Raw genomic sequence first — 25031 nt, 5'->3', positions numbered from 1 at the left:
TTTTGCTATTTCATATAAATGTTTATTCTTAAATGAATCTTAAGTTTTGAGAACGAATCTAGATAAAAGGTGTTGGTATAACCATAGGTTATACATCCTATGAAGAATATGTATTTCAAATAATAAAAGATGTGCCTTATAATGGTAGTAGGAAATGTAAAACGAATAAAAATTAAGTTGATGAATAAATATTCAATTAGCAAAAAAACAAGTAAACATACTATGAAATTTACGGAATTATGTAAATTATATTAATTCTAAATAAAATGATGTCAAGACATGAGATGACTATTGCCACCTTAAGGTGCTCTAGATTAACTTTACATAATGTGAATCATTATGCTTTTATATAAAAAAATAAGAGCTTTTTTGAAAATTAAAAGAGACATAAAATTGAATATAATTATTGACACTATTAATCAATGTTGTTAAAATACTAATAACTTAATAGTTTAATAAATGCAATGAAGGAGAACGACTTTTGCAGAAAAGCTTTTTCAGAGAATTAGCGGATGGTGAGAGCTAATAAGCTAGCAAATAGTAAATCACTCCAGAGCAGTGTTTCCTAAAGAGTTTTACTTTGAGTAAGAAACGACCGGAAGCCCCGTTATAGGCAAGGGTTTGATAGAACCTAGTGAGTGGACTTTTTGTATTTGTTTTTTAATTTAAAGAGTCAAGATGGGTGGTAACACGTGGCATATACCTCGTCCTATTGCAGGATGGGGATTTTTTGTATAATAACAAAATTCTAAATATTAAATAATAAAGTGTAATTTGAAGGAGGAGTCGGCATGAAATTATCTGATGCGTTAATCAGATCCTTGATGGAAGAAAATGTTGAAGTTGTATTTGGGTATCCAGGCGCAGCCGTCATTGACATATATGAATCTTTAAGAGCATCTTCTATTCACCACGTGCTGGTTCGTCAAGAACAAGCGGCAGTACATAGTGCCAATGGTTATGCCAGAACAACAGGCAAAGTAGGGGTGTGTATAGCAACCTCTGGACCAGGGGCTACTAACCTTATCACTGGTATTGCAACAGCTTATATGGATTCTATACCTATTGTTATTATTACAGGTCAAGTAAAATCCAATCTTATAGGAAGAGATGTTTTTCAGGAAGTTGACATCACGGGGGCGACTGAACCTTTTATTAAACATAGTTATTTAATCAAAAACCCGAAAGAATTTCCACGTATTATAAAAGAAGCTTTTTATATAGCTAAAACAGGTAGACCAGGACCAGTTCTCATTGATATTCCTATGGACTATCAAGCGATGCAAATAGATTATACCTATCCTAAAGAAATCGATATTAGAGGGTATAAGCCTACAGTAGAAGGACATATTGGTCAAATTAAAAAAGCTATTAAGTTATTACAAAGCAGTAAACGTCCATTAATATGTGCAGGAGGGGGCGTTATCTTAGGTGAAGCTAAAGCAGAACTTAAGGAATTTATTGAAGCTTCTCAGTTACCATTGGTACATACATTAATGGGAGTTGGAGCATTACCTACTAAAAATCCTCAAAACTATGGCATGGTAGGAAGCCATGGTTTCAAACAAGCTAATTGGGCTTTAAAGAGTGCTGATACCATTCTTTTTATAGGCGCACGTATAGCAGATAGGGCAGTAGCTAATGTTGGTATACTAGATGAAAATGCTAATATTATTCATATTGATGTAGATCCTGCAGAGATAGGAAAGATTACTTCGGCTAATATTCCTATTGTAGGAGATGCAAGGCATATTTTAAAACATATGACAGAGCTTATTAAACCGGCAGATACGAAAGATTGGTGTCAAGCAATAGAGGCTCATAGGCTTATTAAAGAAGAAGTACATCCAGAAGGATGTGTCAATCCAAAGTTAGTTGTTAGAACTTTATCCGACCTTCTAGATGAAGATGCGATTATTACTGCTGATGTAGGGCAAAATCAATTTTGGACGATTAGAAATATGGAACTTCGTAATGAACGTAAGCTGATTTGTTCAGGTGGATTTGGAACCATGGGCTATTCATTACCAGCTGCTATTGGTGCCGCCATTGGTAATAAAGACAAGAAAGTTGTAAGTGTTTTAGGGGACGGTAGTTTTCAAATGAGTTTATTTGAATTAGGTACCCTTGTACAAGAACAGGTGAATCCACTCATTATTTTATTTAATAATAGTGGTTTGGGTATGGTAAGAGAACTTCAATGGCGTGTGGATTTAAAAGAGCATGGTGTATGCCTGAATATGAATCCTGACTTTACTACCTTAGTAAGCGCTTATGGTATTATGACGAAGCGTGTGAGTGAGGCAAGTGAAGTAGAAGCGGCTTTAAAAGAAGCGCTAGCTAGTGATAAGCCTTATTTCATAGAGTTTACAGTAAGTGATAAAGAATCTACATTATAAAGAAAAGGGGAGAAACTATGAAAAGACATGTATTATCTGTACTGGTTGAAAACCACTCCGGTGTTTTAAGTAGAATTTCAGGACTTTTTAGTAGACGAGGCTATAATATTGATAGTTTATCAGTGGGGGAAACTGAAGACCCTAAAGTATCTCGTATGACTATTGTGGCTGATGCTGATGAATACACCTTAGAGCAAATTAAAAAGCAACTTAATAAGTTAGTAGATGTTATTAAGATCATTGAGCTTAAAGAAGAAAACTCTATCTATAGAGAACTAGCCATGATTAAAATCAAAGCTAGCAAAGCTAACCGTGCTGAAATTATAGAAATAGCTAATATTTTTAGAGCACATATTGTTGATGTTTCCAATGATGCACTGATTATTGAAGCAACAGGAGACCAAGGCAAAATTAGTGCCCTTAGTAATATGCTAGAACCTTATGGTATTAAAGAAGTGATTAGAACAGGGCTTACAGCACTCCAAAGAGGAGAAAAAGAACTAAAGAATTAAACTAGTCACTTGGGTGACTGATTTAATATATATTTTATTTCAATTATAGGGAGGATTTTCAAAATGGCAAAATTATATTATCAAAAAGACTGTAACTTAGATTTATTAAAAGGTAAAACTGTAGCAATTATTGGTTACGGTAGCCAAGGACACGCACATGCCCTTAACTTACATGACTCAGGTGTTGATGTAGTTGTAGGTTTATATAATGGAAGTAAATCATGGAAAAAGGCTGAAGAAGCTGGTCTTAAAGTAGCAACAGTAGCAGAAGCTACAAAAATGGCTGACTTTATCATGATTTTATTACCAGATGAAAAACAAGCAGACGTGTACAGAAGTGAAATCGCTCCATACCTTACAGAAGGTAAAACACTTGCTTTTGCTCATGGTTTTAATATTCACTTTAAACAAATTGTACCACCAGAACATACTAATATTGTTATGATTGCTCCTAAAGGACCAGGTCATACAGTAAGAAGTCAATTCCAGGAAGGTAGAGGGGTACCATGTTTAGTAACAGCTTACCAAGATGCTACAGGTAATGCACATGACCTTGCACTTGCTTATGCAGCAGGTATCGGTGGTGCTAGAGGAGGAATCCTTGAAACAACATTCCAAATGGAAACAGAAACTGACCTTTTCGGAGAACAAGCAGTTCTTTGTGGTGGTGTAACAGCTCTCATGAAAGCTGGTTTCGAAGTATTAGTTGAAGCTGGATATGAACCAGAAAGTGCTTATTTCGAATGTATCCATGAAATGAAACTTATCGTTGACCTTATCAACAAAGGTGGTTTCGAATACATGAGATATTCAATCTCTGATACAGCTGAATATGGTGATTACACTGTAGGTTCTCGTATTATTACAGAAGATACAAAAAATGAAATGAGAAAAGTACTTAAAGAAATCCAAGAGGGTACTTTTGCTAAAAACTGGATCTTAGAAAATCAATCTCATCGTGCTTATTTCAATGCAAAACGTCGTATTGAAGCAGAACACCCACTTGAAAAAGTAGGTAAAGAACTTCGTAGCATGATGTCATGGGCTGACGAAAACAAATAATAAAAAAGAGGAGGATTAGCATGACAAACGTTGTTAGAATTTTTGATACCACACTTCGTGATGGAGAACAATCACCAGGCTGTAGCATGAACCTAGCTGAAAAAATAGAGGTTGCAAGGCAGCTAGAAAGACTCGGTGTGGATATTATGGAAGCTGGGTTTGCCATTGCTTCTCCAGGTGACTTTGCTTCTGTTAAAGCTATTGCTAATACGATTAAAAATAGTACAGTAGCAAGTCTTGCTCGTGCACTACCTAAAGATATAGATGCGGCAGCAGAGGCACTTAAAAATGCTAAATATCCTAGAATACATACTTTCTTAGCGACTTCTGACATTCATATGCAATATAAGCTAAAGAAAACACCAGAAGAAGTTTTAGAAACAGCGTGTGAAATGGTGAAATATGCAAAGCGTTTTTGCTCTGACATTGAGTTTTCAGCAGAGGATGCCTCTAGAAGTAATCCTGCCTTCCTTTATCAAGTATTTGAAGCTGTTATTAAGGCTGGTGCAACAACCATTAATGTACCTGATACAGTAGGTTATACCTCACCAGAAGAGTTTGCAGCGCTTATTAAAGGTATTAAAGAAAATGTACCTTCTATTGATAAAGCTATTATTTCAGTACACTGCCATAATGACCTTGGCCTTGCAGTAGCTAATTCTTTGGCTGCTATCAAAGCAGGTGCACGTCAAGTGGAATGTACCATTAATGGTATAGGAGAAAGAGCAGGAAATGCAGCATTAGAAGAAGTTGTTATGAATTTAAATACCCGTCGTGACCTCTATGGTATCGATTGTGGTATTCAAACGAAAGAAATCTATAAAAGCAGTAAACTCTTAAGTAGTATCACAGGTGTACGTGTGCAGCCTAATAAAGCTATTGTAGGTGAAAATGCCTTTGCTCATGAGTCAGGTATCCACCAACATGGTATGTTGGCTAATAAAGAAACCTATGAGATTATGACACCAGAGTCTATTGGTCTAACTGAAAATAAATTAGTATTAGGGAAACATTCTGGCCGTCATGCTTTTGAAGATAAGCTTAAGTCAATGGGCTACGATTTAGATGAAGCAGCGCTTATAACAGCATTTGAAGACTTTAAAGTATTAGCAGATAAGAAGAAAGATGTCACAGATCGTGATATTGAAGCACTTATTTGCCGTAAAGTTGTACAAATTCCAGAAGCTTATAAGCTTGAACGCTTTGTTATTAATGCAGGTAATACCATTACCACTACTTCGTCTATGCGTCTTTTAACCAAAACAGGCCATGTGCTTGAAGAGGTTGTATCTTCGTATGATGGACCAATTGATGCTTCTTACAAAGCTATTGATAAATTAGTAGGTAGGAAGTTTATTTTAGAAGACTTTGTGATTAATTCTGTAACAGGTGGTACAGATGCACAAGGTGAAGTAAACGTTAAAATTAGAAATAATGATAGAGTTTATAATGGTCATGGCGTAAGTATGGACATTGTAGAAGCTAGTATTTTAGCTTATATTTCTGCGATTAATAACATGCTCTATGATCAAGAGGAGAAACGGGAGGTATAAAGGTGAAGACAATTGCTGTTCTTGATTCAACCCTAAGAGATGGTGGGCAAGCAGAAGGTATCTCCTTTTCCGTATCAGATAAACTTAAAATAGTAAGTACATTGGATGAACTAGGGGTCGGCTATATTGAAGCCGGCAACCCTGGCTCCAATCCCAAAGATCTAGAGTTTTTTAGAGAAGTTAAAAAGCTTACTTTGAAAAATTCAAAGCTTACAGCTTTTGGCAGTACCAGAAGAAGGGATATAAAAGTAGAAGAGGACGCGAATATTAAATCGCTTCTTGAAGCAGATACCCCTGTAGTAGCAATTTTCGGAAAGACTTGGGACTTTCATGTGACCGAAATTATTAAAACAACTTTAGAAGAAAATTTGCAAATGATTTATGATACGATTAGTTACTTAAAAAAACAAGGAAAAGAAGTTATTTTCGATGCAGAACATTTCTTTGATGGTTATAAACATAATAAGGCGTATGCCATAGAAGCTTTATTAAAAGCTGAAGCCGCAGGGGCAGATTGTTTGGCTTTGTGTGAAACTAATGGAGGCGCTTTCCCTGATGAAGTATATGAAATCGTGAAAGATGTGGTTTCAAAGGTCAATATACCAATAGGTATTCATACTCATGATGATACTGGGTTAGGTGTAGCCAATAGTATGATGGCCGTTTTTGCAGGAGCCACTCATGTCCAAGGAACCTTAGTTGGCTTTGGAGAACGTTGCGGAAATGCTAACTTATCCACCGTCATTCCTAACTTACAGTTAAAGAGAGATTATGTATGTATCCCCAATAAAAATATTAAGAAGCTTACCTCATTAGCGATTCGCGTATCAGAAATTGCTAATGTGACCTTAAAAGAGCAAATGCCTTATGTGGGTAAAAGTGCTTTTGCTCATAAAGCAGGCATGCATATTGATGGTGTTACCAAAGCTTCTCATTCTTTTGAACATGTTTCACCAGCAAGTGTAGGTAATGAAAGACGATTTTTAATGTCAGAGGTAGCAGGAAGAAGTACCATACTAGAGAAAATTAGACGTATAGCACCTGATACCAGTAAAGATGATCCTGTAACAAGTGTGATTATCAATCGTATTAAAGAATTAGAACATAAGGGATATCAGTTTGAGGGAGCCGATGGTACCTTTGAACTCCTTGTCAGAAAGGCGCTTGGCAAGTATAAACCTTTCTTTGACTTAGAGGAATTTAAAATTATAGGAGAGGAACCTTCAAAAACACAAGGTATTAGCTCATCTGCTATTATTAAAGTAAGAGTAGAGGATAAGGTGGAAATGACAGCAGCAGAAGGTGAAGGTCCAGTTAATGCCCTTGATAGTGCCCTTAGAAAAGCTTTAGAAGTTTTTTATCCAGAGCTAAAAAGTGTTCACTTAACAGACTATAAGGTGAGAGTATTAGACACCAAATTAGCAACTGCAGCTAAGGTACGTGTTTTACTTGAATCCACTGATGGAGAAGATTACTGGAGTACGGTAGGTGTATCAACTGACATTATTGAAGCCAGTTGGATTGCCTTAGTAGATTCCATTGAATATAAGCTGATTAAAGATATTGAAAAGAAATTTAAAGCTTATTTATAGGGGGGCGATAATGATGTGTTGTAAGGATAAGAAAGCAGAGGTAGTCAAACAAGAAAAGCTTTATAAAAAACCTTGGTTTTGGATCTGTATGACGGTCATCGTATTTTGCATAACTAGGCCTTATGTGATTGTCATGTGTGGTAATGGTAGTGGCAATAATAATAATGGTAATCGCGGTAAAGAGACAGATGCTAGTAATTAATCGCATATTGTTTTATCTAGGGACTTTAACGATTTAAAGCAGTACAGTTCATAAAAGCTAAAAGGAGATGATATTTCATGGGAATGACAATGACACAAAAAATATTAGCCCATCATGCAGGACTTAAAGAAGTTGTAGCAGGGCAATTAATCGAAGCTAACTTAGATTTAGTATTAGGTAATGATATTACTTCACCAGTTGCCGTTAATGAATTTAATAAAATTGGTTGTGACTGTGTGTTTGATAAAAACAAGGTGGCAATTGTACCAGACCATTTTACACCTAATAAAGATATTAAAGCAGCTGAGCAGTGTAAATTTATTAGAGAATTTGCCAAAGACAAGGAAATCAAAAACTACTTTGAAGTAGGCCAAATGGGTATTGAGCATGCCCTTATTCCTGAAAAAGGTTTAGTAGTACCAGGAGATGTAGTCATTGGGGCTGACTCACATACTTGTACTTATGGTGCACTAGGTGCATTTTCTACAGGTATTGGTAGTACAGATATGGCAGCTGTATGGCTACAGGTAAAGCGTGGTTTAAAGTACCTTCTGCTCTTAAATTTGTTTTAACAGGTAAACCAAGTAAGCATGTAAGTGGCAAAGATGTCATCCTTCATATTATCGGTATGATTGGTGTAGATGGTGCTCTTTATAAATCAATGGAATTTGCAGGTGATGGTATTTCTAATCTTTCTATGGATTCTCGTCTTTGCATGGCAAATATGGCTATTGAAGCAGGTGCTAAAAACGGCATATTCCCTGTAGATGACCAAACTTTAGCTTTTGTTAAAGAACACAGTACAAAACCTTATACTATTTATGAAGCAGATGCAGATGCTGAATATGATGCTGTATACGAAATTGATTTAGCAAAGATTCGTCCAACAGTTGCTTTTCCACATCTTCCAGAGAATACAAAAACAGTAGATGAAATCGGTCCTAAAGATATTAAAATCGATCAAGTTGTTATTGGTTCTTGTACTAATGGACGTATGGAAGACCTTCGCATTGCAAGAGATATCTTAAAAGGTAAAAAAGTAGATCCTAGTATACGTGTGATTGTATTCCCAGGTACTCAAAAAATCTACTTACAAGCATTAGAAGAAGGCATTATTAAAGATATCGTAGAAGCAGGTGCTGTATTTAGTACACCTACTTGTGGTCCATGTTTAGGTGGCCATATGGGAATCCTTGCAGCAGGTGAAAGAGCTGTTTCTACCACTAATCGTAACTTTGTAGGTCGTATGGGACATGTAGACTCAGAAGTTTATCTTGCAAGCCCAGCTGTAGCAGCTGCATCAGCACTTACAGGTTATATTACAAATCCAGAAACATTATAAAGAAAATAGAAGTTGAATAATGGGGATTATTCAGCTGATGAGAATAGGAAACAATAGAAAAATAGATATGGGAAATGTAAGCAATTAAAATAATCGGTCAAGTATAAAAGGAGGACTAAAAATGAATGCAAAAGGAACCGTATTTCGTTATGGCGACAATGTAGATACAGATGTTATTATTCCGGCACGTTATTTAAATACTTCTAACGGAAAAGAGTTAGCAGCTCATTGTATGGAAGATATTGATGTTAATTTTGTGAAAGAAGTTAAAGAAGGAGATATTATCGTAGCTGATAAAAACTTTGGCTGTGGGTCTTCTCGTGAACATGCACCACTGGCTATTAAAGAAGCAGGTGTATCTTGTGTTATTGCAAGAACCTTTGCTCGTATTTTCTACCGCAATGCTATTAATATTGGGCTTCCTATTTTAGAATGTGAAGCAGCAGCAGATGGCATTAGTAAAGGGGATGTAGTAGAAGTTAACTTTGATACAGGAGTCATTACTAATGTAACAAAAGGGGAGAGTTATCAGGGGCAACCATTCCCAGCTTTCATGCAAGAGATTATTCAAAAGGGTGGACTTGTTAATAAAATTAAAGCTGGTATGTAATTGAAAGCTATAAATTTTATTTCAGATAAACAGAAAGACACATAAATAATTAATAGAAATAACTATAAAATAGAGCCAATAAGGTACAGTATCTAATCAGCTGAAAACAAATAAAAATAAAGGTGGGGTAATATGTTGGCAACTGATGCAATAGGGTTAAGTGTGTTTCGTTTATTTTGGCCAATTTTATTGATAAGTATTGTTTTTTTAGTTCTTGTTATCTTATTAATGAAATACCTCTTGAACAAGTGTAATGAGTCTTATGAGGAATATGAAATACCTCCAGTTGATTCGTTTAAACAGTATTTATCTATACCGCAGCTAGTGATTAAACTAGGTATTTGGCCAAGAAGTACTATTAAAGAAGGAAAAATAACTTCTTATAGCCAAGAAAGCTATCAATTATTTTTATATGTAGGGGGAACGCTTGTAACGATAGTGATAGCACTTTTTAATAAAGCGTATAGTTCTGTATTAGATTTTGGCATAGCATTAATTTTTACACCTATATTCATAGCTCTCGGTAAGTGGCTCTACATTGGAGGAGCGACTATTATGTTTCGTTATGTAGGAGGAATAAGATTATCCTATGAAGAAGGTAAAGAGGTATTTAGTACCGTATTTTTATTTCATTATGCCATTAATCTACTTTTTGGTATTATAGGAGCCGTTTTATGCTTTATTTCAGGAGTGGATCGCACATTATTTTATCTTGGTAGCTATAGCAAAATAGATAATTTTAAAGACATAGTGATTTTCATATGGACTTTGATTATATACTACTTACTAATGAAGTACCGTTACAATTTATCCGGTAAATCAAGTGTAGGTAAAATAATACTAATAGGATTAGTATGCATAGGTTTATTGATAGTATGTGTGGTTATATTTTCACTAATTGCAGCCTGTATAATGGGTCCGAACATATGGATATAAAAAGCAAAATAGGAGGTAAGGAAAAATGGATTTTAAAATAGTCACACTTCCAGGAGATGGAATAGGTCCTGACATTGTTACAGAGGCCGTTAAAGTATTAAATAAAGTTGGTGAAGTCTACGGACATCAATTTACATATGATGAACAAATGATGGGAGGAGTGGCCATTGATCATAAAGGCTCATCTCTTCCAAAAGAAACAATCGATGCATGTTTAGCAGCAGACGCTGTACTTCTTGGCGCTGTGGGTGGCCCTAAATGGGATAATCTTCCTAATGGAGACCGACCAGAAAAAGGTCTTTTAGGTATTCGTGGTGCACTTAAATTATTTGCAAATCTTCGTCCAGCTGTGCTTTATCCACAACTTAAACATGCTAGTCCATTAAAAGAAGAAATCATTGGGGATAGTTTAGATATTCTTATTGTAAGAGAACTTACAAGTGGTATTTATTTTGGAGAAAAAAATAAGGTTGTATGTGAAGAAGACGATAGCAAAACTTTTGCATCTGACCTTGAAAAATATACAGTAGCTGAAATCGAACGTATCACAAGGGTAGGCTTTGATGCAGCTATGAAACGTAACAAAAAAGTATGTGTTGTAGATAAAGCCAATGTACTTGAATCTTCTAGACTTTGGAGAGTCGTTGTTAATCGTGTAGCTAAAGATTATCCAGAAGTAGAGTATTCATTTATGTATGTAGATAATGCAGCGATGCAATTAGTCGTTAATCCAAAACAATTTGATGTTATTGTAACCTCTAATATCTTTGGCGATATTTTATCAGATGAAGCAAGTATTATTACAGGATCAATCGGTATGCTTGCATCAGCTTCACTTGGAGAAGGTTCTCTTGGTTTATATGAGCCAAGTCATGGTAGTGCACCAGATATTGCAGGCCAAAACAAAGCGAATCCAATTGCAACCATCCTTTCAGCAGCTATGATGCTTCGTTATTCACTTAACTTAGATAAAGAAGCAAATGCAATTGAAGCAGCTGTTATGAATGTCCTTGATGCAGGTTACCGCACAGGTGATATCATGAGCACAGACATGAAGCAAATTGGAACAGTTGAAATGGGCGACCTTATTACAGCCGCTATCAAATAAGCATAATAGGATAAATAAAGTTAAGTAAAATAAAAAAGAAAAGGTAGTGAGGGCATGAGTAGTCAAATCATCTATTTAGATGGGCAATATGTCGAAGAAGGAGAAGCAAAGATTTCCGTTTTCGATCATGGTGTATTATATGGAGATGGTGTTTTTGAAGGTATCAGAGCCTATAATGGTCGTATTTTTAGATGTGAAGATCATATAGATAGACTTTATGCAGCAGCTAAAGCTATTATGTTAGAGATTCCTCTTACAAAAGAAGAGATGACAGAAGTGCTTTTAGAAACTTGCAGAAGAAATGACTTAAGAGATGGCTATATTCGCTTAGTTGTAACAAGAGGAAAAGGGGATTTAGGTTTAAGTCCTAAGACATGTCCAAAAGCAACTGTATTTTGTATCGCAGGCAATATTACCATGTATCCAGAAGAAATGTATACAAAAGGTATGCCTATTATTACTTCTGTTCAAAGGCGTAATAAAGCAACGATTGTTGATCCGCAGATTAAATCACTTAACTACTTAAATAATATTTTAGCTAAAATGGAAGCTAACCGTGCAGGTGTTCCAGAAGCTTTAATGCTTAACCATGATGGGATTGTAGCAGAGTGTACAGGTGATAATATCTTTATTGTAAAAGATGGCGTGATTTATACACCACCTATCCATATTGGTATCTTAGATGGGATTACAAGAAGAACGGTTATAGAACTTGCTGCAAAGCTTGGTTTCGCCTTAGTTGAAAAAGAATTTACATTATTTAATGTATATAATGCTGATGAATGCTTCTTAACAGGTACAGCAGCAGAAGCTATTCCTGTAAGTATGGTGGATGGCAGAGTTATTGGAACCGGTAATGCAGGAGAAGTAACGAAAACCTTATTAGCAGCATTTAAAGCTTATGCTAATGAACAAGGAACAGATATTTTTTAAGTGATTAAGCATGAATATTAAATAGAAATTAAGAAATATAAGTGAAAAAATTAAGAGTAGAAAATGATGAACTTAGGAATGAGGAATTAAGAAGTAATGTAATTTTCACTTCTCTTCTTCATTCTTTATTCTTAGCTAATTATTTTTCACTCTTCATTATTCTTTCTACATGGCAAATATAAAAGACAACTTCTAGAACTTCTAAGAGGAATTGCTTATAGAAAGATTCTTACTAGAAGAGTTAGTTGTCGTTACTATAAAGGAAATAATAAAAGAAAAGAGGCGTATAAATATGAAAAGTGATCGTGTAAAAGTAGGAGCTGCAAGAACACCTCATCGCTCTTTATTTAAAGCAATGGGTTATATAGATGAAGAAATTCAAAAACCATTAGTAGCTGTAGTAACAGCTAAGAGTGAAATCGTACCAGGACATTCACATCTCGATAAAATTACAGAAGCTGTTAAAACAGGCGTTCGTATAGCGGGAGGAACACCTATTGAAATTCCTGCAATTGGTGTATGTGATGGTATTGCTATGGGACATGAAGGAATGAGATATTCTCTTGTCACAAGAGAACTTATTGCTGATTCCATTGAATGTATGGCAACAGCACATGCTTTTGATGCTATGGTACTCGTACCAAACTGCGATAAAATTGTACCAGGAATGCTTATGGGAGCAGCTAGGATGAATCTTCCTACAGCAGTTGTAAGTGGAGGGCCAATGCTTTCTGGTATGGTTAATGGTAAGAAGTCAAATCTTTCTGTTACTTTTGAAGCTGTTGGTGCTTTTAATGCTGGTAAGATAACAGAAGATGAGTTAAAAGAATATGAAAATCATGCTTGTCCAGGCTGTGGTTCTTGCTCAGGAATGTATACAGCTAATAGTATGAACTGTATGTGTGAAGTATTAGGCATTGCACTTCCAGGAAACGGCGCTACACCAGCTGTATTTGCAGAGCGTATCCGTTTAGCTAAATATACAGGTATTGCCGTTATGGAAATGCTTGAGAAAGATATTAAAATGCGTGATATTTTAAATGAAAAAGCTTTCCGCAATTCATTAACTGTAGATATGGCGCTTGGCTGTAGTACAAATACTATGCTTCACTTACCAGCTGTAGCACATGAAGCAGGTGTACATATTAACTTAGATATGGCTAATGAAATTTCTGCTAAAACACCTAACCTTTGTCACTTAGCACCAGCAGGTAGCGATCATATGGAAGATCTCCACTTTGCAGGGGGAGTTGCAGCTGTTATGAAAGAGCTTACTAAAAAAGATCTTTTAGATACTTCTCTTATGACTGTAACTGGAAAAACGATTGCAGAAAATCTTGAAAAAGTAACGAATAAAAATCCAGAGGTTATTCGTCCAATTGAAAATCCTTATTCAGCAACAGGCGGTATTGCTGTACTTAAAGGAAACCTAGCAAAAGATGCTTGTGTTGTTAAGCGTTCGGCAGTAGCTCCAGAAATGCTAGTGCACACAGGGAAAGCTAAAGTATTTAATGGTGAAGAAGAAGCAACAGCAGCGATTTTAGGTGGCAAAATTGAAAAAGGGGATGTTGTTGTTATCCGCTATGAGGGACCAAAAGGCGGCCCAGGTATGAGAGAAATGTTAGAGCCTACTGCTTGTCTTGCAGGTATGGGACTTGATAAAGATGTAGCGCTTATTACAGATGGACGTTTCTCAGGAGCAACAAGAGGAGCTAGTATTGGTCACGTTTCACCAGAAGCTGCTGAAGGTGGAGTCATTGCTTTAGTAGAAGATGGGGATCTTATTAGCATTGATATGAACGCATGTACTATTAACTTAGAAGTAGACGAAGAAGAACTTGCTAAGAGAAAAGAAGCATGGGTAAAACCAGAACCAAAAGTTAAAACAGGCTACTTAGCACGTTATGCTTCTTTAGTAACATCTGCGAATACAGGAGCGATATTCAAACTATAGTTGGCAAAGGGGGAGTATCATGAAAATCAATGGAGCACAAATTATTATAGAATGCTTGGTAGAACAGGGAGTAGATACTGTTTTTGGATATCCAGGAGGGCAGGCACTTAATATTTATGATGCCTTATATAAAAACAGTGACCGCATTAATCATATACTAACAGCTCATGAACAAGGCGCTTCACATGCAGCTGATGGATATGCAAGAGCAACAGGTAAAGTAGGTGTATGTATTGCCACCTCAGGACCAGGAGCTACAAACTTAGTAACAGGCATAGCTACAGCGTATATGGATTCTATACCAATGGTGGCCATTACAGGGCAAGTACCTAATTCACTCATTGGAAAAGACAGTTTCCAAGAAGTAGACATTGCAGGCATTACAATGTGCATCACCAAACATAATTATATCGTTAAAGAAATAAAGGACTTAGCTAAAACCCTTAGAGAGGCTTTTTATATTGCTCAGTCAGGTAGACCAGGCCCTGTCCTTGTAGACATTCCAAAAGATGTGACAGCTGCTTTATATGACTATCAATATGAAGTGCCAAAAAGCATTTTACCAGTTACTGAAACGATACATGAGAAAAATCTTCAAATAGCTGTGGACTTAATTAAAAATGCAGAAAGACCTTTCATTTATAGTGGAGGAGGCATTATTGCTAGTGGTGCACAAAAGGAATTATTACAGTTTGCTGAGAAGATTTCAGCTCCAGTAGCGACGGCTTTAATGGGTCTAGGTGGCTTTCCTGAAACACATCCACTTTCAACTGGAATGATAGGAATGCATGGTAGTGTTGCATCTAATAAAGGTGTTACAGAATGTGACTTACTTATTGCTATTGGTGCAAGGTTTAGTGACCGCGTTGTAAGTGATGTCAATAAGTTCGCGCCTCATGCAACGATTTTGCAGATTGATGTAGACCCAGCAGAGGTGGGTAAGAATGTCCCTGCTTTGGCATCTATTATTGGTGATGCAAGGGAAATTTTAAATAAACTGATACCACTTGTTCCAAAACAAGAAAATAAAGAGTGGTTAGAAAAGATCCAGAGTTGGAGGGATAAGTTTAAATATACGTATCAAAGTGGTGATACGCTTAGACCACAATTTATTATGAATAATATTTATGATCAAACTCAGGGTGAAGCCATTATTACTACAGAGGTAGGTCAGCATCAAATGTGGGCGGCTCAGTTCTATAAATATACAAAGCCTAGAACCTTTATTAGCTCAGGTGGTTTGGGAACTATGGGATATGGTACAGGTGCAAGTATAGGTGCCCAAATTGCTAGACCGGATGAACGTGTGGTGCATATTGCAGGAGACGGTTCTTTCCGAATGAACTGTAATGAGCTTTGTACCATTGCTCATTATAATGTGCCAGTTATTATTGTTATTATGAATAATACAACCTTAGGTATGGTAAGACAGTGGCAAACTTCTTTCTATGATAAACGTTATTCTCAAACAGACTTAGATCGCGGGCCGGATTTTATTTTATTAGCAAAGGCTTATGGCGTAAAAGCTTATGACGTAACGACTCAAGATGAATTTGTAAATGCATTTGAAGAAGCATGGACAAATAGGGAGCCAGTTGTTATTAACTGCCATATTGATAAAGATGAAAAAGTATTACCAATGGTAGCTCCAGGAGCTGCTATTGACAACATTATTTTAGATTAATAAGAAAAATAAAAAAGGCCTATGGCCTTTTTTTATTGAATAAAAGGTATTAATTTTAAAATTCTTGCACATAACATTAAAAAAAACTATATTATTGTCAAAAATTTATCTAGAGTGTAGAAGATGTAAAGAAAATCCATTATAATAGGTGTGAATTATTAGGGGATTTAGAAGGAGGACTCATGATGAGAAGTGAAATGAAGCAATACGATGTAAATAGGGTACACATTTTTATAGTAAGACTTATATGGATTATGGCTGTAGTACTTTTTGCAGAACAGTTTATAGGAAGTAAAGAGATTAATATAGAGGATTGGGTCATATTAGCAACACCTATTATAGCAACTATTGTTATAAAAAATAAGATTCTTGGAACGACTTTCAAGGGAGTGATACTTATTTTATTACCAGCTCTTGTGGGACTAATAGTAGCTATAGCAGAAAATGGAACGAATACAAGTTTACTTGTTTTACTAGCAACTTCAAGTATCGCTATTTTATATTTTAGTACAAAGATACTTGTAGTTTATGCTGCTGTTATTAATGTACTTCTTATAGTAGGAAGCTTTATTTTAGGCTTACCACTTTTAGGCAAGGATATTAGTTTAGTTTATCGTGTTAAGGGGATGCTTTTTTTTGAACTTGGTCTAGTTATTCTTTATATTATTGCTAAATGGGGGGGAGAGTACATGGACTATAGTATAGAGAATGCTAAGAAAAGCCAAGAAATGGTAGATAAGCTTCAAGAAGCTGTGAAGACCATTAGTACGAATACAGAAGTACTCAATCAAAATATCTATCAAGTTAATGAAGCTATACAAAGCTTAAATGAAGTAAATCATCAAATTACAATTTCTATAGAACAGACGGCTCAAGGAACAGAGGAACAAGCTAAAGGAATTGTTAAGCTAACGGAGTGGATGAAAGATGCAGAAGATAAAATGAGCTTTGCAAAAGAAACAACAGATGAGATGAGCAAAGTAAGCACGACTATTGATGCAGAGGTAGCTAATAGTCATATCACAATTGAAGATATGAATCAACAAATGCAAGAAATAACTGAAGCAGTTGAAGCAAGTTTAAATAATGTATTAGAGCTAGAAAATAAGATTGAACATATTGGTGAATTTTTAAATGCCATAACAGGGATTGCTAGACAAACCAATCTATTAGCGCTTAATGCTTCAATTGAAGCAGCTAGGGCAGGAGAAGCTGGAAAAGGATTTGCCGTAGTTGCAGATGAAATTAAAAATTTGGCTGAAGAATGTAGCCAAGTAGTAGATGCGATTAGAGAAATCATTCTTTCTTTACAAGAAAAATCAGTTGTTACTAAAGAACAAGTTATAAAGGGAAGTAAAGCTACAGCAACAGGGGTAGAGGCAGTAAAAAGTGTTAAGGGTGTATTTAATCATTTAGTAGAAGCAGTAGAAACGCTTAATGGACAGATTGCCATAGAAGTAGATAGTATCCATACTATTTTAGAAGTCTTTATAAAGATGAATGATGAAACTAATGTTTTAGCTAGTATTTCCGAAGAACATACTGCTATGGCAGAAGAAGTGAATAATGCGACACGTATACAAAACAAACATTTTAACGAAATGAGAGAAAATTTAATTACCATAAAAAGGCTGGGAGATAATCTAAAGGAAAGCATTCAGTAACTCTTATTTGTTTACAAAATATCAAATCGATTAGTTCAAATACAAGTGCCCATAGCGGTAAAAGGGTATTACTATATAAACAAAAGACTATAAATAATGGATTATAAAAAAGAAGATTCTAAAAAATACCTCTATTAATTTTGACAAAATTTATAAAAAACATTGAAAAATGCTCTAAAGATTGTTAAAATTTAATTATAATTCCAAAGTATAAAACTGGAGGGGCTCATATGAAACGTAGTATAGCTAATTTTTATGGTTGTTTAATGGGCAGCGCTATTGGTGATGCGTTAGGAGCACCAATAGAGTTTATGCAGTATAGTGATATTGTAAAAGTTTATGGAGCAAGTGGCGTAAAAGAATTAGATATTCCTTGCGGGCAACGTTATGCATTAATTACTGATGATACACAGCTAACATTATTTACAGCAGAAGGATTACTACGTAGTGTGACAAGAGCTAAGAGAAAAGATCATGAAAGAACTTTAGAAGGTACAACCATTACTTTGTTTAGAGCTTATTTAAGGTGGCTTCATACACAAGGGTTAAATACACCTCATTGGAATAAGAAGGACTATGATGGATGGCTTATTAAGGTAGGAAGGTTGCATGCTTACCGCGAGCCAGGGGTCACTTGTTTAACTGCTTTAGGAAAAGGGATCATGGGGACACTAGAAAAGCCGCTTAATGATAGTAAAGGCTGTGGTGGAATGGTAAGAGTAGCACCGATTGGTCTTGTTGAAGATGAAGAAAGAGCTTTCTTACTGGGAGTACGTTCAGCAGCGATTACTCATGGTTCACCAAGTGTTTATTTATCAGCAGGTGCACTAGCACTTATGATTCATTATTTAGTGGGGGACGATGAGTTAGAAGTAGCCATTCAAAAGGCACTAACCTATATTAAGGAAAAACCAGGAAGCGAAGAAGTGGTAGCAGCTCTAGAAATGGCTATTGCTTTAGTCAAAGAAGGAGAACCAAACCATGAACAAATGGAACGTTTAGGAAAGGGCTTTATGGCACATGAAGCCTTAGCCATGTCTGTTTATGCAGCACTTGCTCATCCTAAAGATTTTGAAGCAGCTTTAAGATTAGCTGTTAACCATAGTGGTGATAGTGATAGTGTGGGAGCTATTGTGGGTAGTTTATTAGGCACTTATTTGGGAATTGAAGCTATTCCTACTAGATGGATAGAAGGCGTAGAATTAAGTAGAGAGATTGAACACTTAGCAGAGGATTTAGTTACCTTTTATGAAGAAAGTGACGAATGGCTTAAGAAATATCCGGCTTGGTAAATAGCATAAAAAGATAAAAATGGGAGTGCTACAATCCTAATTGGTGTAGTCCTCCCATTTTTTGTAGTTAACTAGATCGATAGTTACCTTTTCTCATATAACTTTTCTTTTAGATTTAAAGCATGGTCTTTTAAACGAGGAGATAAGCCTGGCATAGTAATAACAGAAGAGAGATATTGTTTACTTTCTTCTGGTTTACTAAGTTCATGAGCCATGGCTGCCAACATATAAAGTAGGGTTGCTTCGTCTAAACCTAGAATAGGAAAATTTTCTTTAGTCAATGCTTCAGCAAAGCCATCGTAAGCTCGCTTTAAGAAGTCCTTGGACTCTGCATCATCTCCTTTGTCACGATAAAGCCAGGCAATATGTAGAGCAAGATAAGCTTGTTCACCTAATTTGCTTTTGCGTGTTATACATGCTAAAAGAGCAATTTTATGTTTATGAATAGCCTCATCAATAGTGGTATATTCACCATAGGCCGGAATTTGACTTCCTCTATAAAAATGAGCACTTAACCATTCTTTTTGTTTAGATAGCAAAGAAGAAAAGTTTTTTGTTACAGCACTATAACCACATTCAGGACAAACAATGATATCATAAAGTAAGGGATTAACCGTAGAATAATGAGCATAGAGATCCTCATCAATAGAAGTTACTTGGTTTTTACCTAATTTAATGGTTTTAGTAGTAAAAGCTTTGCCACAAAGGGGGCAGGTACAAGATTTATCATATAGAACACTTTTAAGTATTTCTGGATCCTCACTTGGATGCATAGATTTCACTTCCTTAAATAATTTATTATATACAGTATAGCTTAAAAATTCAATAAAAGAAACAGGTTTGTCCGTTTCTATACGGATTCTATACAGGAGGTTATATGAAAAGATATATTCGGATATTTTTGTTAATCATGGTATTGCTAGTAGTAGGCTGTACAAATAGTGATAGTAGCTTAAAGGAAAGCGTAGCATCAGATGAAATAAAGGAGAAGACAGATGAGGTAGAAAAGCAATCTAATCAAAAGCTTAATGAGGAGCAAAAAGAAGATACACCAAAAGCAAGTATAAGGGAAGAAGAACAAGAAGTGAAAGAAACAATAACGCTAGAAGAAAAAATAGAAGCTTATATGCAGCAAATGACTATAGAAGAAAAAATAGGACAACTTTTTATGATTGCCATTCGTAAAGATCAGCAAGGAGAGCCAATCACTCAAATGAATGAAGAAGTAAAAAAGCTTCTTACTACTTATCCGGTAGGCGGCATTATTCTTTTTAAAGAAAACATAGTAACGGCAAAACAGACACAAGAACTTATTAGTGATCTACAAGCAATGAGCACCATTCCTCTATTTATAGGTGTAGATGAAGAAGGAGGGAGCGTGAGCAGGGTAGGAAGTAATAGTCAAATAAATGAAGTTCCTTTTAAAATAGCTTTTAGTATAGGAGAAACAGGAGATCCTGAGTTAGCTTATAAAGAAGCTACAAGGATGGGGAAACTCTTAAAAAGCCTAGGATTTAATATGAATTTTGCACCTGTAGCAGATATTTATAATGAACCTGGTAATACAGTGATTGGAAAAAGAAGCTTTGGAGAAACAGCGGAGACTGTCACACCTATGGTGATTCGTTTCGCAGAAGGTTTAATTCAGGAAGGGATTCAACCTGTACTGAAGCATTTCCCGGGACATGGTAATACCCTTGAGGATTCTCATGAAGGATTAGCTTATATTAACAAGAGTCTAGAAGAGCTAGAGTTAGAGGAGCTCATTCCCTTTACAAAAGCACTTGAATCAGGAGTAGGAGCTTTAATGAGAGGACACCTAATGGTGAAAACAGTAGATGATAGTCTACCTGCTTCTTTGTCACCTATATGGGGAAATTATATCTTAGCGCATTATGATTGTGATAACATTTTATTAATGACAGATGCTATGGATATGGGAGCTATTCAAAATCAATATTCAGTAGAAGAAGCAGCGCTGCTTTGTATAGAGGCGGAAAATGACATTTGTTTAATGCCGGCTGACATAGGAAAAGCTTATACTGCTCTTGTGGAAGGCTATAAAGAAGGAAGATTGACGGAAGAAAGAATTAATCGTTCAGTTAGAAAAATTTTGTCAAAAAAAGTGGCACAAAATAGTCTTGTACTTGAATAAAATAAGGTAAGTAAGGAATAAAATATTAAAAAATATTTTTAAAAAAGTATCACACATGAGTAGAGAAGAGAATAGTATATACCATAGATGTTAAAATGGTATAGTATCCCCTTTTGGAAGGGAAATAAGAAGTAAACCTCAATTTATTTAAAATAGTGAGCTTAGGACTTACCCTCTTGCAGTATGCCAAAGATAGCCCTAACACACTTATAACCGGTAAAGTGTGTAGAAGTCACTTAGTGGTAGTATATTTCCGAATATATTATTATTAAGCTCTAAGCTCATTTAAAGATATAAATATCTAATCTATTTAACTATTCTAAAATATATGCTGACTGACTTGTTATTATGACTATAAATAAGTAAAAAGCACGTTCCTTATTGCTTACAAGGAATGTGCTTTTTTGATGTGTTCTTAACACACAAAAAGTAACAAAAAGTTAAAATTTAAAAGCAATTTATCGAGCGCTATAAAGTATTGACAAATATAATTCCTAGTGATAAGCTAGGGAATATAATTCCTAGTAGTAAAGTAGGGAATGGAGGTGGGGAAATGAAATTATCCACAAAAGGGAGATATGGTCTTCAAGCTATGGTGGATTTAGGTGTTTATTCAAAGGAAAAACACATATCTCTTAAAAGCATAGCAGAGAGGCTTTCAATGTCAGAAAATTATTTGGAGCAGCTTATGGCACTCCTTAAGAAAAATAAATTGGTGATAAGCCAAAGAGGCGCCCAAGGTGGTTATGCTTTAGCAAAGCCACCAGAAGAGATTACAATCGGCGAGGTTTTAAGAGCTCTAGAAGGGTCTTTAGCTCCTACAGATTGTACTTGTAAAGATGGTGATACACATTGCTTTTTAGATGGTAAATGTGTAACTAAATCAGTTTGGGAAAAAATAAGGGATAGTATTGACCGAGTAGTCGATAATATTACCTTAGATCAGCTTATGGCTGATTATGAAAAAATCAATGAAAATGCAGCGCAAAGTTACTACATTTAAGAAGATTTAAGGGAGGTCATAAAATGAATAAAATATATCTTGATAATGCAGCAACAACCCCTGTACGTAAAGAAGTCGTTGAAGCAATGCTTCCTTATTTTACAGAAAGCTTTGGTAACCCATCTAGCGTTTATCAAATTGCTCAAATGAATAAAAAAGCTCTTGATGAATCAAGAGAAACAATTGCTAAATATATTGGGTCACAAACAAATGAGATATTCTTTACTAGTGGTGGTTCAGAAGCAGATAACTGGGCAATTAAAGGAATTGCAGAAGCTCATAAAAATAAAGGTAATCATATTATTACTACTAAAATCGAACATCATGCAGTCCTTCATACTTGTGAATATCTAGAAAAGCACGGCTACGAGGTGACTTATCTAGATGTAGATGATAATGGTTTAGTAAGCCCAGAAGCGGTAGAAGCAGCTATCAAAGATACAACTATTTTAATTAGCATCATGTACGCTAATAATGAAATTGGTACCATTATGCCAATTAAAGAAATTGGTGCTGTTGCTAAAGCACACAAAATCCCTTTCCATACAGATGCTGTGCAAGCTGTAGGTCAAGTGAGAATTGATGTGAAAGACCAAAACATTGATTTACTTTCTTTATCAGGTCACAAAATCAATGGCCCAAAAGGAATGGGTGTCTTATTCATTAAAAGAGGCCTAAAACTTGAAAACTTAATCCATGGTGGTGGGCAAGAAAGAGGACGCCGCGCAGGTACAGAAAATGTACCGGGTATCGTAGGTCTTGCTAAAGCAATGGAGTTAACTTATACAGACTTTGACGCGAAGATTGAAAAAATGACAAAACTTCGTGACAAACTTATTAAAGGTTTACTAGAATCTATACCTTATTGTAAATTAAATGGACATCCAACAAAGCGTTTGGCTAATAATGCTAATATTGGTGTAGAATATGTAGAAGGTGAGTCACTTTTGCTTCTACTTGATATGAATGGTATTGCAGCATCTAGTGGATCAGCTTGTACATCAGGCTCTCTTGATCCTTCCCATGTACTTTTAGCTTTAGGTATTCCACACGAAAAAGCACATGGTTCTATTAGATTTACTTTAGGTGTACAAAACACAGAAGAAGAAATCGATGTAGTACTTGAAAAAATGCCAGCTATTGTTCAAAGAATGAGAGATATGTCTCCACTTTGGGAAGAAGTTAAGAATGCAATGAAGAATTAATAAATAAGAATGAAGAGTTAAAAAGATATAGTTGAAAGAAGTAAGAATAAAAAATTAAGAAATACAATGAAGAATAAATAGTAAAAGTACAGAATGAGTATTTAGAAACGAGAGATACAAAGGCTCATAAAACTTATTAATCATAAGAGGTGAAAAATATGTATAGTGAAAAAGTTATGGATCATTTTATGAATCCAAGAAATGTTGGTGAAATTGAAAATGCTAGTGGTGTTGGTACAGTAGGAAATGCAAAATGCGGAGATATTATGAAAGTATATCTTCAAATAGAAGATGGTATTATTAAAGATGCTAAATTTAAGACATTTGGTTGTGGTGCAGCTGTAGCAACAAGTTCAATGGCAACAGAACTTGTTATTGGCAAAACCATTGAAGAAGCTTTAAAGATTACAAATAAATCAGTAGCAGAAGCTCTAGATGGCCTTCCACCAGTAAAAATGCACTGTTCACTACTTGCAGAAGAATCACTTCACGCAGCACTTTGGGATTATGCGAAAAAGAACAATATTACTATTGAAGGATTAAAAGAACCAGTAGCAGACGTACATGACCATGATCATCACGACCACGATCATGAAGAAGGTTCTGGTTGTTGCTAATGAGTGAAACGACTAAGAAGAAAGTAGTAGTAGGTATGTCAGGGGGCGTAGATAGCTCGGTTACGGCGTATCTTTTAAAAGAGCAAGGCTATGAAGTCATTGGGATGACTATGCAAATCTGGCAAGAAGGAGCGCCTGAAGACAGTGATGGTGGTTGCTGTGGCCTCTCCGCTGTAGATGATGCAAGAAGAGTTTGCCAAAAGCTTGATATACCTCACTATGTAGTTAACTTTAGAAGTGATTTTAAAAAGCATGTCATAGATTACTTTTTAGATGAATACCAAAATGCACGAACACCTAATCCTTGTATTGCATGTAATCGCTATGTGAAGTGGGAATCTATGCTACAAAAAGCATTGCAAATAGGAGCAGATTATATTGCAACAGGTCACTACGCTAGAGTCATCAGAGATGAAGTAACAGGACGTTATAGTCTTAAACAGTCAAAAACTTTAGCAAAGGACCAAACTTATGCCCTTTATAATTTAACACAGCATCAATTAGCTCATACTTTAATGCCTTTAGGAGACTATACAAAGGATGAGGTAAGAGCTATTGCAAAAGAAATAGGACTTGCTGTGGCTACTAAACCAGATAGTCAAGAAATTTGTTTTGTACCAGACAATAACTATGCAAAATATATTGAAGAAGAGACCGGCAAAAAACCAGTAGTAGGTAATTTTGTTAATAAAGACGGCAAAGTATTAGGTAAACATAAAGGGATTATTCATTATACCATTGGCCAAAGAAAAGGCTTAGGTTTATCTTTAGGCAAACCAGGCTTTGTACAACGTATTAATCAAAAAACCAATGAAGTGGTTATTGGAGATAATGAGGATTTATTTGATACAACGGTAACGGCTAATCAAGTTAATTTCATGCCTTTTGAACACTTAGAGGGTGAAATGCACTGTTTAGGTAAGATCAGATACAATCAAGCACCACAACCTTGTACGATAAAAATGATAGATGAAGATACAATTCAGTGTATCTTTGATGAGAAGCAACGTGCCATTACGCCTGGACAAGCGCTTGTACTTTATGATGGGGACAAGCTTATTGGTGGCGGAACGATTTTATAAGAAAAAAGGTTTAAATAATAAAATAAAAGCTTAGATATTAAAACAAGTAATAGCAGGAAAAAGATTAATCCTGTTCATTACTTGTTTTTTATTTTCATATTTATTTCAAAAAAAGTTATAAAAATT

Annotated in this window: 20 protein-coding genes, 1 pseudogene and 1 other annotated feature; of the genes and pseudogenes, 20 read left to right on the top strand and 1 reads right to left on the bottom strand. The window is 35.5% G+C overall.

Features of this window, described 5'->3' with window-relative positions; translation table 11 throughout:
• Positions 1 to 455: 455 nt before the first annotated feature.
• Positions 456 to 715 (top strand) — a binding site (T-box leader).
• Positions 716 to 791: 76 nt separating this feature from the next.
• The 15 genes and pseudogenes from ilvB (CLOLE_RS14270) (at position 792) to CLOLE_RS14200 (ending at position 18843) form a co-directional block, all read left to right on the top strand.
• The gene (gene ilvB / locus CLOLE_RS14270) at positions 792 to 2399 is read left to right on the top strand and encodes a biosynthetic-type acetolactate synthase large subunit (protein WP_013657838.1); all 1608 of its coding nucleotides are present in this window, start codon (positions 792 to 794) and stop codon (positions 2397 to 2399) included.
• Positions 2400 to 2416: 17 nt separating this feature from the next.
• Entirely contained in the window at positions 2417 to 2911 is a 495-nt protein-coding gene (gene ilvN, locus CLOLE_RS14265; protein WP_013657837.1) for an acetolactate synthase small subunit, read from the top strand.
• 63 nt (positions 2912 to 2974) lie between these two features.
• Entirely contained in the window at positions 2975 to 3973 is a 999-nt protein-coding gene (ilvC, locus tag CLOLE_RS14260; protein ID WP_013657836.1) for a ketol-acid reductoisomerase, read from the top strand.
• A gap of 20 nt (positions 3974 to 3993) precedes the next feature.
• On the top strand, positions 3994 to 5526 hold the full coding sequence (locus CLOLE_RS14255) for a 2-isopropylmalate synthase (protein ID WP_013657835.1): 1533 nt from the start codon (positions 3994 to 3996) through the stop codon (positions 5524 to 5526).
• Between the two features lie 2 nt (positions 5527 to 5528).
• Positions 5529 to 7118, top strand: coding sequence for a citramalate synthase (cimA, locus tag CLOLE_RS14250; RefSeq protein WP_013657834.1), 1590 nt, complete (start codon positions 5529 to 5531; stop codon positions 7116 to 7118).
• 10 nt (positions 7119 to 7128) lie between these two features.
• Positions 7129 to 7320, top strand: a complete 192-nt coding sequence (locus tag CLOLE_RS14245; RefSeq protein WP_013657833.1) for a hypothetical protein — start codon at positions 7129 to 7131, stop codon at positions 7318 to 7320.
• 77 nt (positions 7321 to 7397) lie between these two features.
• Positions 7398 to 8662: pseudogene (gene leuC, locus CLOLE_RS14240) on the top strand (3-isopropylmalate dehydratase large subunit).
• Positions 8663 to 8783: 121 nt separating this feature from the next.
• On the top strand, positions 8784 to 9272 hold the full coding sequence (gene leuD, locus CLOLE_RS14235; protein ID WP_013657832.1) for a 3-isopropylmalate dehydratase small subunit: 489 nt from the start codon (positions 8784 to 8786) through the stop codon (positions 9270 to 9272).
• A gap of 132 nt (positions 9273 to 9404) precedes the next feature.
• Positions 9405 to 10208, top strand: a complete 804-nt coding sequence (locus CLOLE_RS14230) for a hypothetical protein (RefSeq protein WP_013657831.1) — start codon at positions 9405 to 9407, stop codon at positions 10206 to 10208.
• 25 nt (positions 10209 to 10233) lie between these two features.
• The gene (gene leuB / locus CLOLE_RS14225; RefSeq protein ID WP_013657830.1) at positions 10234 to 11316 is read left to right on the top strand and encodes a 3-isopropylmalate dehydrogenase; all 1083 of its coding nucleotides are present in this window, start codon (positions 10234 to 10236) and stop codon (positions 11314 to 11316) included.
• 54 nt (positions 11317 to 11370) lie between these two features.
• The gene (ilvE, locus tag CLOLE_RS14220) at positions 11371 to 12249 is read left to right on the top strand and encodes a branched-chain-amino-acid transaminase (RefSeq protein ID WP_013657829.1); all 879 of its coding nucleotides are present in this window, start codon (positions 11371 to 11373) and stop codon (positions 12247 to 12249) included.
• 292 nt (positions 12250 to 12541) lie between these two features.
• On the top strand, positions 12542 to 14203 hold the full coding sequence (gene ilvD, locus CLOLE_RS14215; protein ID WP_013657828.1) for a dihydroxy-acid dehydratase: 1662 nt from the start codon (positions 12542 to 12544) through the stop codon (positions 14201 to 14203).
• A 19-nt stretch (positions 14204 to 14222) separates the two neighbouring features.
• Positions 14223 to 15887, top strand: a complete 1665-nt coding sequence (ilvB, locus tag CLOLE_RS14210) for a biosynthetic-type acetolactate synthase large subunit (protein WP_013657827.1) — start codon at positions 14223 to 14225, stop codon at positions 15885 to 15887.
• A gap of 185 nt (positions 15888 to 16072) precedes the next feature.
• Positions 16073 to 17551, top strand: a complete 1479-nt coding sequence (locus CLOLE_RS14205) for a methyl-accepting chemotaxis protein (RefSeq protein WP_013657826.1) — start codon at positions 16073 to 16075, stop codon at positions 17549 to 17551.
• 230 nt (positions 17552 to 17781) lie between these two features.
• The gene (locus tag CLOLE_RS14200) at positions 17782 to 18843 is read left to right on the top strand and encodes an ADP-ribosylglycohydrolase family protein (RefSeq protein ID WP_013657825.1); all 1062 of its coding nucleotides are present in this window, start codon (positions 17782 to 17784) and stop codon (positions 18841 to 18843) included.
• Positions 18844 to 18926: 83 nt separating this feature from the next.
• Here the strand turns inward: CLOLE_RS14200 and CLOLE_RS14195 are convergent, their stop codons facing one another.
• Positions 18927 to 19616, bottom strand: coding sequence for a DUF2225 domain-containing protein (locus CLOLE_RS14195; protein ID WP_013657824.1), 690 nt, complete (start codon positions 19614 to 19616; stop codon positions 18927 to 18929).
• Positions 19617 to 19720: 104 nt separating this feature from the next.
• Between CLOLE_RS14195 and CLOLE_RS14190 the strand changes: the two genes are divergently transcribed.
• The 5 genes from CLOLE_RS14190 to mnmA all read left to right on the top strand — a co-directional run bounded on the left by CLOLE_RS14190 (position 19721) and on the right by mnmA (position 24905).
• Positions 19721 to 20998, top strand: a complete 1278-nt coding sequence (locus CLOLE_RS14190; RefSeq protein ID WP_013657823.1) for a glycoside hydrolase family 3 N-terminal domain-containing protein — start codon at positions 19721 to 19723, stop codon at positions 20996 to 20998.
• Positions 20999 to 21551: 553 nt separating this feature from the next.
• Complete coding sequence (locus CLOLE_RS14185; protein WP_013657822.1) at positions 21552 to 22001, top strand: RrF2 family transcriptional regulator; 450 nt, start codon at positions 21552 to 21554, stop codon at positions 21999 to 22001.
• Positions 22002 to 22024: 23 nt separating this feature from the next.
• Complete coding sequence (gene nifS / locus CLOLE_RS14180) at positions 22025 to 23206, top strand: cysteine desulfurase NifS (protein ID WP_013657821.1); 1182 nt, start codon at positions 22025 to 22027, stop codon at positions 23204 to 23206.
• Between the two features lie 158 nt (positions 23207 to 23364).
• Positions 23365 to 23823, top strand: a complete 459-nt coding sequence (gene nifU, locus CLOLE_RS14175) for a Fe-S cluster assembly scaffold protein NifU (protein ID WP_013657820.1) — start codon at positions 23365 to 23367, stop codon at positions 23821 to 23823.
• The gene (gene mnmA / locus CLOLE_RS14170) at positions 23823 to 24905 is read left to right on the top strand and encodes a tRNA 2-thiouridine(34) synthase MnmA (protein ID WP_013657819.1); all 1083 of its coding nucleotides are present in this window, start codon (positions 23823 to 23825) and stop codon (positions 24903 to 24905) included. The genes nifU and mnmA overlap by 1 nt, the downstream gene beginning before the upstream one ends.
• Positions 24906 to 25031 lie beyond the last annotated feature (126 nt).

This window comes from Cellulosilyticum lentocellum DSM 5427 (assembly GCF_000178835.2).
Lineage (GTDB): Bacteria > Bacillota > Clostridia > Lachnospirales > Cellulosilyticaceae > Cellulosilyticum > Cellulosilyticum lentocellum.
The sequence above is the reverse complement of the archived record's forward strand: the minus strand, read 5'-3'. Positions and strand labels throughout refer to the sequence as shown.

Bases quoted from the DNA above. Each gene is read 5' to 3' on its own strand.
- ilvB (WP_013657838.1), top strand. From the start codon at position 792: ATGAAATTATCTGATGCGTTAATCAGATCCTTGATGGAAGAAAATGTT.
- ilvN (WP_013657837.1), top strand. From the start codon at position 2,417: ATGAAAAGACATGTATTATCTGTACTGGTTGAAAACCACTCCGGTGTT.
- ilvC (WP_013657836.1), top strand. From the start codon at position 2,975: ATGGCAAAATTATATTATCAAAAAGACTGTAACTTAGATTTATTAAAA.
- CLOLE_RS14255 (WP_013657835.1), top strand. From the start codon at position 3,994: ATGACAAACGTTGTTAGAATTTTTGATACCACACTTCGTGATGGAGAA.
- CLOLE_RS14245 (WP_013657833.1), top strand. From the start codon at position 7,129: ATGATGTGTTGTAAGGATAAGAAAGCAGAGGTAGTCAAACAAGAAAAG.
- leuD (WP_013657832.1), top strand. From the start codon at position 8,784: ATGAATGCAAAAGGAACCGTATTTCGTTATGGCGACAATGTAGATACA.
- CLOLE_RS14230 (WP_013657831.1), top strand. From the start codon at position 9,405: ATGTTGGCAACTGATGCAATAGGGTTAAGTGTGTTTCGTTTATTTTGG.
- leuB (WP_013657830.1), top strand. From the start codon at position 10,234: ATGGATTTTAAAATAGTCACACTTCCAGGAGATGGAATAGGTCCTGAC.
- ilvE (WP_013657829.1), top strand. From the start codon at position 11,371: ATGAGTAGTCAAATCATCTATTTAGATGGGCAATATGTCGAAGAAGGA.
- ilvD (WP_013657828.1), top strand. From the start codon at position 12,542: ATGAAAAGTGATCGTGTAAAAGTAGGAGCTGCAAGAACACCTCATCGC.
- ilvB (WP_013657827.1), top strand. From the start codon at position 14,223: ATGAAAATCAATGGAGCACAAATTATTATAGAATGCTTGGTAGAACAG.
- CLOLE_RS14205 (WP_013657826.1), top strand. From the start codon at position 16,073: ATGAGAAGTGAAATGAAGCAATACGATGTAAATAGGGTACACATTTTT.
- CLOLE_RS14200 (WP_013657825.1), top strand. From the start codon at position 17,782: ATGAAACGTAGTATAGCTAATTTTTATGGTTGTTTAATGGGCAGCGCT.
- CLOLE_RS14195 (WP_013657824.1), bottom strand. From the start codon at position 19,616: ATGCATCCAAGTGAGGATCCAGAAATACTTAAAAGTGTTCTATATGAT.
- CLOLE_RS14190 (WP_013657823.1), top strand. From the start codon at position 19,721: ATGAAAAGATATATTCGGATATTTTTGTTAATCATGGTATTGCTAGTA.
- CLOLE_RS14185 (WP_013657822.1), top strand. From the start codon at position 21,552: ATGAAATTATCCACAAAAGGGAGATATGGTCTTCAAGCTATGGTGGAT.
- nifS (WP_013657821.1), top strand. From the start codon at position 22,025: ATGAATAAAATATATCTTGATAATGCAGCAACAACCCCTGTACGTAAA.
- nifU (WP_013657820.1), top strand. From the start codon at position 23,365: ATGTATAGTGAAAAAGTTATGGATCATTTTATGAATCCAAGAAATGTT.
- mnmA (WP_013657819.1), top strand. From the start codon at position 23,823: ATGAGTGAAACGACTAAGAAGAAAGTAGTAGTAGGTATGTCAGGGGGC.